Here is a 13852-nt window from a genome sequence, read left to right as displayed (position 1 = left end):
AAAGAACTATTTGGGCCCGCCGCTTCGGACATGTCTCCCAACGATGTGGCGCTGCTGGACTACATCAGCAAAAACGGTCCCGTGCGCGTCTCCGAACTTGCCGTCCAGCACGGCGTCGACAAATCCACCATGACCCCGCAGGTCCGGCGGCTCGACGACAAGGGGCTGGTAGACCGCCAGTCAGATCCAGGCGATGCCCGGGCAACGCTGGTCAGCACCAGCGAAGAAGGCCGTGAGATGCAGCGCCAGATCGGTGCGGCGGGAGCCGGTCTCTTTGACGAAGTCCTGTCCACCTGGTCCGCGAAGGACCGCGAAACACTTGCGCGTATGCTGGACCGCTTCGTCCAGGAACTCGCTGACCACCAAGAATCCGCTTTCGAATCAGTCGCCGAAGGAAACACCGAGTGAGCGTCCCCGCCCCCACCAGGAACATACAGGAGTTCAAGACCAGCCCTATGACTCGATTGCTCCTTGCCCTGGATAACTGGCGACGCCGTGCCTCTGATGCCGGCCTTGGCCTGCCGCTGGGAATCCTGGCCGTCACTGCGACCTTTTGGCTTGTGGTCTGGCTGGCAGACCATGCGCTGCAAGGGTCGATCTCCCCCGTGGGCGCGCTGACCCGGATCTACGGAACGGGCGCCGTCGTCCTGTTGACGCTGCTCATGGTCGCGATCGCGGTCTGGATGCTCGTTCAGCGGTTGGGTTACCGTGACGTATTCTTCGACGGGCAAGGCGGCAGTACAGAAGATCAGTCACCGGCCCCGAAATGGGATTCCTCCATCCCGGACTTCACCGGTCAGATCACCAAACTGGTTTCATCCATGGACGCTCCCGCCTCGCCGCGGCCTCCCATGGCTCCGGCCGCTGGCAACCCGCAGCGGAACGGCAGCCCAGCCGATGAGGGCACGCTTTCCACAGACCAGGCTGTACCTGTGGCCGATGGAGAAAACGGGCACAAGGTTGCGTCCGAGCCAGGGCCCACGAAGCCTGAGGCTTCCCCGGCAGCCGATGCCCCTGCTGCGGCCAAGTCCGCGACCCAGCCCTCGGCTCGACCAGCTGGCACGTCCCCGGCAGGCAAGAGCGCCAAGGGCAAGAGTGCCCCCGGAAAAAGTGATCCCAGCAAGAATGCCCCGGGCAAAAAGGCCCAAGCGAAGTCCTGTGCCTCAAAGCCGCTGCTGAAACGTAAAGGCCGAAAGTAATACCGGAGCGTGATCGGATCCGGACTCGAACGTTACGATCTGATCATGCAGACTTTCCTGCCGTTTCCTGACTTTGCTGCCAGCGCGGCGGTCCTCGACGGGCCACGCCTGGGCAAGCAGCGGGTGGAGACGTTACAGGTCCTGCGCGCCTTGGTTTTTCCGGATTACGGGTGGCAGCGGCACCCTGCGGTACGGATGTGGATGGGACACGTGCCGGCTTTGGTCTGTTATGGATTGGCGATGACGGACGAATGGCTGGCCCGCGGTCATGCGGACAGCACCCGCGGGTCCATCCTCGAATTCGCGCCCGAAGCAGAACGAGCGGCGCCGGCGCTTCCACCTTGGCTCGGCGACGAGGACTTTCACCGGTCCCATCGTTCCAACCTGATCCAAAAGGATCCTGCGTTCTACGGCCCCCGCTTCCCCGGCACGTCGAATGCGCTCCCCTATATCTGGCCCGAGCCGGCCACCGAACTAGTCCCCGCTGAAGTCACCGGTCCGCGCTTGTGGATAGCCCGGGCCCAAGGCGGGCAAGGCGAAAAGCCGGGCACCGCCGTCGTTAGTCTTCCTGCCTTGACGCCCGCCGGAGTGCCGGTGCGGGGGAAGAAGGCCCGGCAGGTGGATGCCATGCTGAATGAAGCGAACGACGGCGACCCGGTCGCCCTACCGCTCGACGGCGGCCTGCGCTTTGCTACCGGTACGCTCGGTCCAATCACCGGGGCGGCGGACACGCTCGCGCGGACGTTGGTGCTCAGCGGCGAGATCCGCCGGTCGGACTTTGACTGTCCCGCCTTGCTGCAGGACCCGCGGCTGTTCTTCGCCGTCCCGCTGCCGGCAGTTCTCCGCGGCAGTCCAGGGGCACGCTCAATACACCGTTAATCCGCCGGGTTCAGCTGCGCGGCAGCCGCCGCCTGATGGTCCGGATTCCCTGTTGTCATTGCATACACGCCATAGCTGATCGGTGCGGCCGCCATCAGCTCCGCACATTGGTCGGCCAGCCGCGGTGGTACGCGTCCGCCGTCGTCAAGATAGCTGCGCACGGTGAGGTCGAAGGCCTCCGGGGTGGAAACCATGTAGTGGAACATGAAGTCCAGCGCCGGATCCGCTACCTTGGCCGTGGTCCAGTCGAGGACGGAACGGATTTCGGCGTTTTCGTCCAGCAGCAAGTGTGCCGGGTAGAGCTCCCCGTGGGTGAAGACTGTGAAGTCCGGCCAGTAGCTGTCCTCGGCCAGCCAGACGTTCCAGCGTTCCAGCAGGGCATCGGCGATCTGGAATTCGGCCTCCACCTTGGCCAGGTTGGTGCGCCATTCCTCGCGTACCTCCTCCGGGGTCAGCGTGGGAATGCCCGCGGCGTGGGCCTGCTCGGCGTCAATGCGGTGCAGCTGGGCGATGATCCGGCCCAGCGACGCGCAGTAGGTTGGGGATTCGCGGTCGAAGTGCCAGACCGGCTGGCCGTCCTCCACCGTCAGGCCGGGCTCCCCCGGCAGCGCCGGATATGCAATCAACGAGCGGCTCCGGATCCGCCACTCCGGCACCGCCGCGGAGAGCCTGCCTTTGACCAGCTTGAGGATTTTCGCTTCGTCGGCAATTTTGGCGGAGACGTCCGGCCGGCGCGGAATCCGCAGGACCCAGTGCTTGTTGTCCCGGGCGACGGCGAACGCCACCAGGTAATCCAGGCCGGCCTCGTTGAACGTGACGTTGGTGGATTGGATATCCAGTCCGTGTTCCTGGGCCAGCTCCGCGACCGAGGCGGCAGTGAATTCCGGTTCGTCTGACATGGCGGTCCTCCTAGCGTTGGTGTCACTGTACCGAACTTGCACCGCGGGCCCGGCGGTGAGGAGCGCCGTAGCGCCCAGACGCGGGTTACCGTTCCTGGGTTTGTTCGAGATCGGCCTCTATCCGGTGCGCAGCCTGCCTAACGGCGTCGCCGAAGTCCGAGCCGGGCGATTCCCTGACCCGGCTGAGCGGCATGGCGAGACAGATCGTGGCAATTACCTGGCTCCGTGACAGCACCGGGGCACTCACGGAGCCCAGACCGGGCGTCCTCCTCCCGGCGGACTCGACCCAGCCCTTAGCCGCCAGTTCCTCCATGGCCTCGGCCTCTCTTGCCAGGAGACGTCCGCTCGATCCTGCCGGTAACGCCAGCCGAGCGCCTGCCGGCAGAGTGGCCTTCAGCTCATGCTGGCTGTCTACGCTGAGCTGGCAGATACGTTCATCACCGCGGCGGATCCACAGCTGGGCGGTCTCCCCCGTGGTATCACGCAATTCGGTCAAAACCGGCAGCGCCGCGTTCTCCAGCGCGGTACGGACAAATCGATGGCCTAACTGGAAGCCGCCGCTTTCGTTACGGCGCAGGAAGCCGTACTCCACCATCGATAGCGCCAACCGGTGGAAGTTGACACCGAAAGTCCGGTTCTGCGGGCAAGTTCGCTGGCCGAAGCTGAGGTGCCCTCCACAGCATCCAGGATCGCGGCAATCCGCTCAAGCATTCTGTTACCAGTGGAGGTCTCGGGCGAGGGCATGGCATTAGCCTAATATCTTCGGGCTGCGGGCCACGACGCACTGGCGCACCTCGCCCATCTGCGTGTTGCCAGTGCCGCCCCTTCCCGATTATCCGCAGCCGATCTGCCTGCCGCTCCTGACTACGGAGTGCAGGCGGGCCTATGCTGAAGGACAAGCGCCCTTTGTCACGAGACTGCTGCCAAGAGAAGAGAGAAACCATGGCCTCCGATCCGCGCACGCCCGATAACGTTCCCGCCCGCGACGAGCCCGGGCACGAGGAGCCCGGGCTGCCCGGCGCTTCCAGCGCTTCCGGCGGTGCAGTGGTGCCGACGGGTAAAACCGGGGAGGAGAAGGGCCAGGCCGAAACGGAAGAACCCAGGCGGCCCGCGCCGGCGGACAGGGAAATTGAGGACAAGCCGCGGATAACCCGGGCCGGCATGATCTGGACGGCCACGGTGGCGGGCCTGATTCTGCTGGTGCTGCTGATTATCTTCATCGCCCAGAACCAGGACCAGGTCACGTTGCGCTACTTCGGTTTCGAAGGCGCCGTCAACCTGGGCCTGGCCCTGTTCATTGCGGCCGTCGGCGGCGGACTGCTGACTGCCATGGCCGGTGCCGCCCGGATCATCCAGCTTCGGGCCTTTGCGCACAAGGACCGGAAGCGGAAGCGGGATCAGACCCGCTGACCCACATCGTCGGCAGCGGTTCCGCGGCGTATGTAGTTGCGCGGCACCACGACCATCGGCACCGGGAGTGCCCGGAGCACCCTGTTGGCCGTTGCCCCCAGGAAAAGGCGGTTGTTCCGGGCCAGCCGGCTGGAGCCGATCATCATCAGCTCGCCCTCGTCCCAGTCCAGTCCTTCGATGGCATCCTCGATCGTCTTGCCGGGGGCAACGGTCCGGGTTACCTTGCCCGGGAGCTGTGCTGCAGCCGCGGCAAAGCGCTCGGCCATGTTCGCTTCCGCTGCCCGGACGGCTTCCGGGTTATCCGGGTCCAAGGCCACCAGGGACACCAGCCGCAACGGCAGGGACCGCCAGGACGCCGCCCCTAACGCTGCCTGCAGAACGTCGTCGGCGCCGGGCCTGGTGCCGATCCCGCAGGTCAGGCGCGTGATGGACTCCTGCCGCTGCCGCTGGTAACCCTTGGGCGCCAACGCCACGGGCACGTCGGCGGCGTGCAGCGCCCACCACGATCACCGCGGCGGAGAACTCGCGCGCGGCTTCGATCAGGCCCTCGGCGGTTGACTCCGCCTGAAGTATATGGGCCTTCGCTGTCACGTCATGGGGCACCAGCGCCAGGCCCTCGGCCAGCCACTGATCGAGCTGCTCCGCAAGTATCCGTTCGTAGCCCCGGTCCGAGGGAGGGTAGGTTCCGGCATAGGGCGAGTCCGGCGAATGGACCACGACCAGGTCCAGCGAGGCCTGCTGGCTCCGGGCCAGGGCCACGGCCAGATTGACCGCGCCCCGGCCGTTCTCGGTGGCCGTGTACCCGACGACGTACCTGCGCATGCTGCTCACGCCCCGTGGCGCGCGGTCCCGGCAGGCTCCCCGGCACCGGTGCTGGCAGATGCCGAGGCCGTGACAGTGCCTGCGGTTTCAGCAGCACCGAGAATCCGGGCGGCGGTTTGCTGTCCCATCCGGACGGCCCCGTCCACATGCTGGTAGCCCTCGGCCGCCAAATCCGAGCAGGACCAGTAGATCGGACCGACCGGCGTGAGCTGGTCCTTGCCGTAGCGGTGCAGCCCGCCCAAGTCGTAGCTGGCCGCATAGGCGCCGCGGGTCCATTCCTCCGAACCCCAGTCGGATTCGTAGTAGACCACGGGCTCCAGCGCCTTCGGACCAAGGTACTCCGCCACTGCCTCCAGGACAGCGGCCTTGCGGTCCTCCGCGCTGAGCTCGAACATGGCATCGGCCTTTTCATCGGAGATGAAGCCGACCAACGTACCGCGCGGATCCTGGTAGTTCGTGTTGTCGTAAACCTCCTGCACCACGGAGGTCGGGCTGAAACAGGTGCCGGAAAGGCCGTCTTCACGCCAGAATGGAGTCTCGTAGACGGCGTGGACCTTGATCACCAGGCCCAGCGACTGGTGCTGGTGCATCTGGTGCTGGCGGCGCGGCAGCGGCGGCTCAAAGGAGACCCGCGAATACAGGTTCGGCGGCACGGCCATAATTGCGAAGCGGGCACGCACGGTGACGGAATCCGAAATGGCGGTCACGCCGTCGTGCGTTGAACCCGCGGCAGCGGTAGCGGCATCCGGTGCCTGACCCACCCACCGCAGCGTGCGCACCGGGCTGTTGAGTACGACGTCGTCCCCCAGCTTTGCGGCGAGGCGTTCAGACACCTGCTGCATTCCGCCGATGACGCGCTTGTCCAGGATGAAGTTGTCATCGACCAGGTTGCTGAAGGATCCGGCGGAGGCGGCCATCAGCACGGCCTGCAGCGCGGAGAAGGAGTGCGCGGGCTTGGTCAGCATGCCGCCGGCAATGAAGAGGCCGATGTTGTTGCAGGCGTCCTCGTCGCTGGACTGCTTGCGGAGCCAGTGGTGGAAGGAAATGGTGTCCAGTTCACGCGCCATCGGATGGGTCCACGGTGCCTCGGGACCGGCCTCCGCGGCCAGCGCGTCCAGGATGCCGATCAGGCGGTTCATCTCGTCCTGCGTCCGCTCGGTGACGGGGAACAGCTCGCCGGTGTAGCGCTTCCGCTTAGCGTCCGGACCGATGTAGATGGATTCACCGTGGCGGTAGCGCGGGAACGTGTCCAAGCCGAGTTCGTCCAGCAGCCCCAGCAGCGCAGTCTGGTCCGGCGAGACCCACTGGCCGCCGATTTCCAACATGGCGCCGTCGACGGTGTCCGTCCAGGTGCGGCCACCGACGCGGTCGCGGGCTTCCAGCACGGCAACGCTCAGGCCGGCCTTCTCCAGCTCCCAGGCAGCCGTCAGCCCGGAGGGTCCTGCGCCGATAATGACGACGTCGCGTTCCATGGTATTCACTCTTTCACTCCCGTATGTGTTCGACGTAAATGAATAACGTTCATTTACTCAAACTGTAGCCGTTGGCCGGACGAATGGGAAGCGGAACGTAGGATATTTTTAGCGGCCCGCCACGGGGCCGCTGAGGAAACGAGCCACAAGGAGGCCCGCCATCGCGGTTTCAGCATCGGGGACGCACCGCTCTGCCGGACGCCCGGCACAGAAGGTCCTGTCCAAGGAGCTCATCACGTCGGCGGCCCTGAAGCTGATCGAGGCCAGCGGCTATGACGCACTGACCATGTCAGCCCTGGCCAGGCGCCTGGGCGTTGCGCCGTCCGCGCTGTACAACCATGTGAAGTCCAAGCACGATGTCCTCCTGCTCTTGCAGGACCATCTGATGAACCGGGTGGACGTCAGCGGTTTCGGCACACTCCCCTGGCCCGAGGCAGTGCGGAATTGGGCCTGGTCCTACCGCGACGTGTTCACCCAGCACTCCCCGCTGATTCCAGTCATCGCCGTGCTGCCCGTGACCGGCGCGCCTCGCACCCTGCAGATGTACGAGGAACTCACCCGCGGTTTTCTCGACGCCGGCTGGCCCGAGCCATTGGTGGTCCCTGCAATCGTTGCACTGGAGTCCTTCATCTTCGGCTCCGCCTTTGACGTGGCCGCCCCGGAGGACATTTTCGAAACCGGAGAACTGGCCGATTCCAGCCCGCACTTCACCTCGGCTGTGCGGGCGCGCCAACTGCCGGCGGACGGGGCCCCCGCCGACGCGGCCTTCCGGCTGGGGCTCGACGGGCTCATCTCCGGGCTGGACGCCCAGCGGCGGGAATGGGCTGACGCCGCCAGCACTGCCGGGTAACTCAGCGCGCGGCCAGCATCTTCGCCCTTCGGTTGGACAGGATCTGCCCGCCGATCACAATCAGCAGCGCGATGATGAACATGGCCGAACCGATCACATTGGCCTGCGCCGGAATGCCACGGGTTGCGGCGACGTAGATGAACTTCGGGAACGTGTCCACGTTGCCTGAGTTGAAGTTGGTAATGATGAAGTCGTCGAAACTCATGGCGAAAGCCAGCAGCGCGGCCGCCACGATGCCAGGCAGCAGCAGCGGGAAGGTGACCCGCCAGAAGGCTTGGATCGGCGATGCGTACAGGTCCGCTGCGGCCTCTTCCAGCTTGGGGTCAAGACTGGCCACGCGGGCTTTCACTGCAACCACCACAAAGGAAATACAGAACATGCTGTGGGCGATGATGATCGTCCCCACCCCCAGGTCCACACCGACGTTCAGGAACTGGGCCAGCAGTGACGCGCCGAGCACCACCTCCGGCGTCGCCAGCGGCAGGAAGATCAGCATATTGGCCGTGGCGTTGAACCTGAACCGGTAACGCACCAGGCCAATGGCGATGGCCGTGCCCAGGATGGTCGCAATGACGGTGACGATCGAGCTGATCTGCAGGCTGTTGGCCAGCGCCTCGCACACCGCCGGTGCGCCGCAGGGGTTGCGCCAGTTATCCAGCGTGAAGCCGCGCCAGGTGAGATTGGTCCGGCCGGCGTCATTGAACGAAAAGGCGAACACGTAGGCAATGGGGACCAGCAGGAACAGGAAGGCCAATCCGCCGAAAACCGGTACCAGCCATGGGCCGATTCTTCTTCTCATGAGGCCTCCTTAGAGCAGCTCTTTGGTACCGAAACGGCGGACGTACAGGATCACCAGGAACAGGATGGCCAGCATCAGCACGAAGGACAGGGCCGAGGCGCCCGGGTAGTCCACCACGCGGAAGAACCTCGAATCGATGACCTGCCCAATCATGGTGGTGTTCTGGTTATTGCCCAGCAGCGCCGCGTTGATGTAGTCGCCCGAGGCCGGGATGAAGGTCAGCAGCGTGCCGGCGATGACACCCGGCATGGACAGCGGAAGCGTGACCGTGCGGAACGTGGTGAAGGAGTTGGCATACAGATCACCGCCCGCTTCGATCAACCGGGTATCCAGCCGCTCCAGGTTGGCGTAGATCGGCAGCGTCATGAACGGCAGGAAGTTGTAGGTCAGGCCGCAGACGACGGCGAAGGCCGTGGCGGTCAGCCGCCCGTCCTCGGGCAGCAGGGCCACTGCCCGCAGCACCCCGACCACTGGACCTTCGTCGGCCAGGATCTGCTTCCACGCCTGCGTTCGCAGGATGAAGCTGGTAAAGAACGGCGCGATTATGAGAACGAGCAGGATGCCTTGGAGCAGTTTCCTGCCGCGGAGCCGCACTGCCACCAGGTACGCCATAGGGTACCCGATCGCCAGCGCTGCCACCGTGGCGATCAGCGCAAACGCGAAGGACCGGACCAGTTCGGGCCAGTAGCTGCTTAGCACTGTGGTGTAGTTGCTGAACTGCAGCGCCGGCATAAACTGCCCGATATCCGCGCCGGGCGGCTTGGTGTAGAGCGAGGTGGCCAGCAGGGAGAAAACCGGCAGCACAAAGAAGAGCAGCATGAAGACGAAGCCGGGCAGGATCAGCAGATAGCCCACTCGTCCGCGGCGTTTGTCCGCGCGGATCTCCGATGAACTGCGCGTCTCCTCCGGCTTCACCTTGCTGCTGCGCGGGGCCGTCAGCAGGCTCATGTCGCCGCCGCTTCCGTTTCCCTGGCCCCGGCCTGCGTGTCTTCATCGCCGTCCAGGCCGAAGGCATGCGCCGTATCCCAAGTCAGCACAACCTCATCGCCGGGAGCCGCCAATTGCTGGCCGTGATTCTGGCTGAACACTCCTACCGCCCCGATCCCGGCCACCTCCACCAGGTACTCGGTGCTGACCCCGGTGAAGGAAGAGTCGAGCACGCGGCCCCACAGGATGTTCGACCCATCGTCGGGAGCATCGGCGGGCCACATCATCCGCAGCTTCTCCGGCCGGATCCCGATCAGCGCCTTGCCGTGGTGCGTGGTAGAGCGGTCCTTGCGCACAGCCAACCGGTTTCCGCCCGCATTAATAACGACGGCGTCGCCGCGGTCCTCGACAATTTCACCCGCTACCAGGTTGGACTTGCCGAGGAAGTTGGCGACAAAAGCGGTCCGCGGCAGTTCGTACAGCTCGCGCGGCGCGCCCAGCTGCTCTACCTGGCCCTGGTTCATGACGGCCACGGTGTCCGCCATGGTCATGGCCTCTTCCTGGTCATGGGTGACATGCACAAAGGTCAGGCCGACATCGGTCTGGATCCGCTTCAGCTCCACCTGCATCTGCCGGCGCAGTTTCATGTCCAGCGCCCCCAGCGGTTCATCCAGCAGGAGCAGCGCGGGCTCGTTCACGATCGCTCGGGCCAGAGCCACCCGTTGCTGCTGCCCGCCCGACAGCTGCGCAGGCCGCCGCGCCGAAAGATGGGCCAGTTCGACCAGTTCCAATGCCTGCTTGGCCCTGGCCTGGTGATCCCTGATTTTCCGCCGCTTGAGCCCGAAGGCCACGTTGTCCAGCACACTCATGTGCGGAAAGAGCGCATAATTCTGGAACACGGTGTTGACCGGCCGCTCGTGGGCACTGGTTCCGGTGATGTCTTTGCCGCCGATGCTGAGGCTTCCCGACGTCGGCTGCTCCAGGCCCGCGATCATCCGCAGAGTGGTGGTCTTTCCGCAGCCGGAGGGACCCAGCAGCGCGAAGAACGATCCGGCCGGGATTTTCAGATCCAGGTTGTCGACGGCCAGGAAGCCGCCGAACCGCTTGGTGATGGCAGCGAGCCGCAGGTCGGCGCCCCGGTTCTCGGCGCCGGCGTCGTGCTTTTGCGGATTGGTCTGAACCATCGTCATTAGTTGCCGATCGCTTTCTGGAACCGGTTGGTGAAGTCGGTTTCCTCGTCTGCGCTGAGCGAGCGGAAGACATGGGCCTTCGCCAGATAGTCCTCGCTAGGGAAGATCAGGGGATTCTCCACCAGTTCCGGATCGATCTTCTCCATCGCTTCCCTGGCGCCTTGGACCGGGCAGATGTAGTTCACGTAGGCTGCCACCGTCGCCGCGTTCTTCGGATCGTAATAGAAGTCCATCAGGGCTTCCGCATTCGCTTTGTGCGGCGCCCCGATAGGTACCATCAGGTTGTCCGACCACAGCGTCCCGCCAGCATCGGGGAGGGCGAACTCCCACTTGTCGCCGTTCTCAAAATTCAGCTGTGTGATGTCGCCGGACCAGCAGATCACGGCAAGGGCGTCGCCGGAGATCAGATCCTCCTTGTAGGAGTTGCCCTTCACCTGGCGGATCTGGCCGTCCGAGATCTGCTTCGTCAGGTCATCCAGCGCGTTCGAGAATTCATCCGCACTCCAATCACCTGAAATGTCGGTGCCGTTTTCCAGCATCATCAGGCCCATCGTGTCGCGCATCTCATCCAGCACCTCCACGCGGCCTTTGAGCTCCGGCTTCCACAGGTCGGAGACAGTCTTGAGGCCACCGGGTACGGCTTCCTTGTTCCAGGCGATGCCAGCGAATCCGGACTGCCAGGTCAGCGAGTTCTTCCGGCCGGGGTCGAAGTCGACGTTCTTCAAGGTCTGGAGCAAGTTAGCAGCGTTCGGAATTTTGGCGTGATCCAGTTCCTGCGTGTAGCCGAGGCGGATCAACCGCGCCGCCATCCAGTCCGTCAGCGTAATGATGTCCTGCCCGATATCCTGGCCGGCTGCCAACTGCGCCTGGACCTTCCCGAAGTAAGTGTCATTTCCGTCAATGTCTTCGGAGTAGTTCGCCGCGATGCCCGTCGCGGCGGTAAAGGCTTCCAGCGACGGATAGCTCTGGGACTTGTCGTCGTAGTCGAGGTAGAGGGTCCAGTTGGCCCAATTGACCTCCTTTTCCGACGCCGAGAGATCTTCCGCCGCCGCCGCTTCTCCGGCTTGGCCATTCGACGTTGTACCGGTACCCCCGGTGCCGCACGCGGCCAGCAGTCCGGCGAGGCTTAAACCACCCGCGCCCATTAGGATGTTCCGGCGGGACAGCTGTGCCCCTATCAAGCGGCGGAGTCGGGGATCGTCGGGCAGGCGATTTGGCATGTGAGGCTCCCTGAGGCGATAGACACTGTGACGAAGATCATGCCAGACCGCGCGCCGCTCGACAAGGGATTCAGTTGTAAATTTTTCGTTACCCGACGGATCCCTGCCTCAAATCCGAGTTTCACAACTTATTTCGTAGCGAAGGGGCTTGCGCGCCGACAGACCAGCGGCTTCAATGGCATAAACATTCACGCGGCCGGTCCCCACCCGGCGCATCCCCCCGCCTGGAGGTGGTGATATTTTGACGGCCCAGCCCGAGAGCACTGCGAACAACAACGGATTGACCCACACGGGCAGCGGGCACGCCCACGGCCCGGTGGACACGGTGTCCAAGGCCATCATCGAACAACTGCAGGAAGACGGCCGACGCTCCTACGCTGCCATCGGCAAAGCTGTTGGACTCTCGGAAGCTGCGGTCCGCCAGCGGGTACAAAAACTGATGGACAGCGGCATCGTCCAGATTGTCGCTGTCACGGACCCCATGCAGATGGGGTTTTCCCGCCAAGCCATGCTGGGCATCAAGGCCAATAATGACGTGCTGAAGGTGTCCGACCAGGTGGCCGCCCTGGACAAAGTGGACTATTGCGTGGCTACCGCCGGCACCTTCGACATCCTCGCCGAAATCATCTGCGAAAACGACAACGATCTGCTGCTGCTGGTCAACCAGATCCGCAGCATTCCCGGTGTCCTGAGCACCGAAACACTGATGTATCTGTCCCTGCGGAAGCAGGCCTACAACTGGGGAACACGATGACTCAAACATCCACCACCCGCTCCTATACAACGCCCCGCGGCACCGACCGCCAGCAAGCCGCGCGCGACCACCTCTGGATGCACATGGCCCGCCACTCCAACCTGGCCGGCGGCGGCTCGGTCCCGGTGATCAGCCGGGGCGAGGGGCACCTGATTTTCGACGACCAGGGCAACGAATACATCGACGGCTTGTCCGGCCTCTTCGTGGTCCAGGTCGGCCACGGCCGTGAAGAACTGGCGCAGGCCGCGGCCCGGCAAGCGAAGGAACTGGCCTTCATGCCGCTGTGGTCCTACGCCCACCCGGCGGCCATCGATCTCTCGGAACGCCTGGCGCACTACGCTCCGGGCGACCTGAACCGGGTCTTCTTCACCACCGGCGGCGGCGAGGCTGTTGAAACGGCGTGGAAGCTGGCCAAGCAGTACTTCAAACTCAAGGGCAAGCCGAACAAAACCAAGGTCATCTCCCGCGCCGTCGCCTACCACGGCACCCCGCAGGGCGCGCTGTCCATCACCGGCATCCCCGATATGAAGGCCCCCTTCGAACCATTGGTGCCCGGCGCCTTCCGGGTGCCGAACACCAATCAGTACCGCGCGCCGTCGGGCTTGGAAGATCCGGAGGCCTTCGGCCGCTGGGCCGCGGACCGGATCGGCGAGGCCATCGAATTCGAAGGCCCGGACACAGTGGCCGCGGTCTTCCTGGAGCCGGTGCAGAATTCCGGCGGTTGCTTCCCGCCCCCGCCGGGCTACTTCCAGCGGGTGCGCGAAATCTGCGACGAGTACGATGTCCTGCTGGTCTCGGACGAGGTCATCTGCGCGTTCGGCCGGATCGGTTCGATGTTCGCCTGCGATGACTTCGGCTACGTTCCGGACATGATCACCTGCGCCAAGGGCCTAACCAGCGGGTACTCCCCCATCGGCGCGATGATCGCCTCGGACAAGCTGTTCGAACCGTTCAAGCACGGCGACACCACGTTCTACCACGGCTACACCTTCGGCGGGCACCCGGTCTCCGCCGCCGTGGCCATAGCCAACCTGGACATCTTCGAACGCGAGGGACTCAACGCACATGTGAAGCAGAACGCACGGGCCTTCCGCGCCACGCTTGAGAAGCTGCTGGACCTGCCGATTGTCGGCGACGTCCGCGGCGAGGGCTACTTCTACGGCATCGAGCTGGTCAAGGACAAGGCCACCAAGGAGACGTTCAACGCCGAGGAATCCGAACATCTGCTGCGCGGCTTCCTGTCCAATGCGCTGCTCGATGCCGGCCTCTACTGCCGCGCCGATGACCGCGGCGACCCCGTGGTCCAGCTCGCCCCGCCGCTGACCATCGGGCAGGCCGAGTTCGACCAGATCGAGCAGATCCTGCGCTCCGTCCTGGTCGAAGGGCTGAACCACCTCTAGCCCAAGGACCCGAACATCGACGGCGGCGCGC

At 64.6% G+C, this 13852-nt stretch carries 16 protein-coding genes; 7 read left to right on the top strand and 9 right to left on the bottom strand.

Features of this window, described 5'->3' with window-relative positions; all coding sequences use genetic code 11:
• Positions 1-30: 30 nt before the first annotated feature.
• Genes J5251_RS09795 through J5251_RS09785 form a run of 3 tightly spaced genes read left to right on the top strand, consistent with a single transcriptional unit; the run spans position 31 to position 2078 of the window.
• On the top strand, positions 31-408 hold the full coding sequence (locus J5251_RS09795; protein WP_139005155.1) for a MarR family winged helix-turn-helix transcriptional regulator: 378 nt from the start codon (positions 31-33) through the stop codon (positions 406-408).
• 47 nt (positions 409-455) lie between these two features.
• Positions 456-1199, top strand: coding sequence for a hypothetical protein (locus J5251_RS09790; protein ID WP_208575952.1), 744 nt, complete (start codon positions 456-458; stop codon positions 1197-1199).
• 9 nt (positions 1200-1208) lie between these two features.
• The gene (locus J5251_RS09785; RefSeq protein WP_348272976.1) at positions 1209-2078 is read left to right on the top strand and encodes an MSMEG_6728 family protein; all 870 of its coding nucleotides are present in this window, start codon (positions 1209-1211) and stop codon (positions 2076-2078) included.
• Here J5251_RS09785 and J5251_RS09780 read toward each other — a convergent pair.
• Entirely contained in the window at positions 2075-2977 is a 903-nt protein-coding gene (locus J5251_RS09780; RefSeq protein ID WP_208575951.1) for a macrolide 2'-phosphotransferase, read from the bottom strand. The genes J5251_RS09785 and J5251_RS09780 overlap by 4 nt on opposite strands.
• Before the next feature lie 85 nt (positions 2978-3062).
• Positions 3063-3584 carry an IclR family transcriptional regulator domain-containing protein gene (locus J5251_RS09775; RefSeq protein WP_244250888.1) on the bottom strand — a complete coding sequence of 174 codons (522 nt, stop codon included), beginning with the start codon at positions 3582-3584 and terminating at the stop codon, positions 3063-3065.
• 335 nt (positions 3585-3919) lie between these two features.
• Between J5251_RS09775 and J5251_RS09770 the strand changes: the two genes are divergently transcribed.
• Positions 3920-4387 (top strand): LapA family protein, encoded by a 468-nt coding sequence (locus J5251_RS09770; RefSeq protein ID WP_208575950.1) that lies wholly within the window; start codon positions 3920-3922, stop codon positions 4385-4387.
• On the opposite strand, the gene J5251_RS20600 is transcribed toward J5251_RS09770, so the two are convergent.
• The 3 genes from J5251_RS20600 to J5251_RS09760 are packed head-to-tail and all read right to left on the bottom strand — an operon-like array spanning position 4375 to position 6681.
• Positions 4375-4764 carry a universal stress protein gene (locus J5251_RS20600; RefSeq protein ID WP_348272983.1) on the bottom strand — a complete coding sequence of 130 codons (390 nt, stop codon included), beginning with the start codon at positions 4762-4764 and terminating at the stop codon, positions 4375-4377. The two genes, J5251_RS09770 and J5251_RS20600, sit on opposite strands and share 13 nt — an antisense overlap.
• Complete coding sequence (locus tag J5251_RS20595; RefSeq protein ID WP_348272982.1) at positions 4685-5209, bottom strand: universal stress protein; 525 nt, start codon at positions 5207-5209, stop codon at positions 4685-4687. The genes J5251_RS20600 and J5251_RS20595 overlap by 80 nt, the downstream gene beginning before the upstream one ends.
• 5 nt (positions 5210-5214) lie before the next feature.
• Complete coding sequence (locus tag J5251_RS09760) at positions 5215-6681, bottom strand: flavin monoamine oxidase family protein (RefSeq protein ID WP_432264423.1); 1467 nt, start codon at positions 6679-6681, stop codon at positions 5215-5217.
• 130 nt (positions 6682-6811) lie between these two features.
• On the opposite strand from J5251_RS09760, the gene J5251_RS09755 reads away from it, so the two are divergent.
• On the top strand, positions 6812-7531 hold the full coding sequence (locus J5251_RS09755) for a TetR/AcrR family transcriptional regulator (RefSeq protein WP_348272981.1): 720 nt from the start codon (positions 6812-6814) through the stop codon (positions 7529-7531).
• 1 nt (position 7532) lies between these two features.
• On the opposite strand, the gene J5251_RS09750 is transcribed toward J5251_RS09755, so the two are convergent.
• Genes J5251_RS09750 through J5251_RS09735 form a run of 4 tightly spaced genes read right to left on the bottom strand, consistent with a single transcriptional unit; the run spans position 7533 to position 11667 of the window.
• Complete coding sequence (locus J5251_RS09750) at positions 7533-8330, bottom strand: ABC transporter permease (protein WP_208575948.1); 798 nt, start codon at positions 8328-8330, stop codon at positions 7533-7535.
• A gap of 9 nt (positions 8331-8339) precedes the next feature.
• Entirely contained in the window at positions 8340-9278 is a 939-nt protein-coding gene (locus tag J5251_RS09745) for an ABC transporter permease (protein ID WP_208575947.1), read from the bottom strand.
• The gene (locus J5251_RS09740; RefSeq protein ID WP_208576106.1) at positions 9275-10441 is read right to left on the bottom strand and encodes an ABC transporter ATP-binding protein; all 1167 of its coding nucleotides are present in this window, start codon (positions 10439-10441) and stop codon (positions 9275-9277) included. Before J5251_RS09740 ends, J5251_RS09745 begins: the two co-directional genes overlap by 4 nt.
• 5 nt (positions 10442-10446) lie before the next feature.
• Positions 10447-11667, bottom strand: a complete 1221-nt coding sequence (locus J5251_RS09735) for an ABC transporter substrate-binding protein (protein ID WP_208575946.1) — start codon at positions 11665-11667, stop codon at positions 10447-10449.
• A gap of 280 nt (positions 11668-11947) precedes the next feature.
• Between J5251_RS09735 and J5251_RS09730 the strand changes: the two genes are divergently transcribed.
• On the top strand, positions 11948-12421 hold the full coding sequence (locus J5251_RS09730; protein ID WP_208576105.1) for an Lrp/AsnC family transcriptional regulator: 474 nt from the start codon (positions 11948-11950) through the stop codon (positions 12419-12421).
• The gene (locus J5251_RS09725; RefSeq protein ID WP_208575945.1) at positions 12418-13821 is read left to right on the top strand and encodes an aspartate aminotransferase family protein; all 1404 of its coding nucleotides are present in this window, start codon (positions 12418-12420) and stop codon (positions 13819-13821) included. Before J5251_RS09730 ends, J5251_RS09725 begins: the two co-directional genes overlap by 4 nt.
• Positions 13822-13852 lie beyond the last annotated feature (31 nt).

Source organism: Arthrobacter crystallopoietes (genome assembly GCF_017603825.1).
Classification (GTDB): domain Bacteria; phylum Actinomycetota; class Actinomycetes; order Actinomycetales; family Micrococcaceae; genus Crystallibacter; species Crystallibacter crystallopoietes_B.
Note: the sequence above shows the minus strand (reverse complement) of the source record. Positions and strands in the feature narration are given on the sequence as shown.

What these genes read in the sequence shown, in the direction of transcription:
- J5251_RS09745 (WP_208575947.1), bottom strand. Translation starts at nt 9,278, where the DNA reads ATGAGCCTGCTGACGGCCCCGCGCAGCAGCAAGGTGAAGCCGGAGGAG.
- J5251_RS09795 (WP_139005155.1), top strand. Translation starts at nt 31, where the DNA reads ATGTCTCCCAACGATGTGGCGCTGCTGGACTACATCAGCAAAAACGGT.
- J5251_RS09735 (WP_208575946.1), bottom strand. Translation starts at nt 11,667, where the DNA reads ATGCCAAATCGCCTGCCCGACGATCCCCGACTCCGCCGCTTGATAGGG.
- J5251_RS09740 (WP_208576106.1), bottom strand. Translation starts at nt 10,441, where the DNA reads ATGGTTCAGACCAATCCGCAAAAGCACGACGCCGGCGCCGAGAACCGG.
- J5251_RS09750 (WP_208575948.1), bottom strand. Translation starts at nt 8,330, where the DNA reads ATGAGAAGAAGAATCGGCCCATGGCTGGTACCGGTTTTCGGCGGATTG.
- J5251_RS09760 (WP_432264423.1), bottom strand. Translation starts at nt 6,681, where the DNA reads ATGGAACGCGACGTCGTCATTATCGGCGCAGGACCCTCCGGGCTGACG.
- J5251_RS09725 (WP_208575945.1), top strand. Translation starts at nt 12,418, where the DNA reads ATGACTCAAACATCCACCACCCGCTCCTATACAACGCCCCGCGGCACC.
- J5251_RS20595 (WP_348272982.1), bottom strand. Translation starts at nt 5,209, where the DNA reads ATGCGCAGGTACGTCGTCGGGTACACGGCCACCGAGAACGGCCGGGGC.
- J5251_RS09780 (WP_208575951.1), bottom strand. Translation starts at nt 2,977, where the DNA reads ATGTCAGACGAACCGGAATTCACTGCCGCCTCGGTCGCGGAGCTGGCC.
- J5251_RS09790 (WP_208575952.1), top strand. Translation starts at nt 456, where the DNA reads ATGACTCGATTGCTCCTTGCCCTGGATAACTGGCGACGCCGTGCCTCT.
- J5251_RS09770 (WP_208575950.1), top strand. Translation starts at nt 3,920, where the DNA reads ATGGCCTCCGATCCGCGCACGCCCGATAACGTTCCCGCCCGCGACGAG.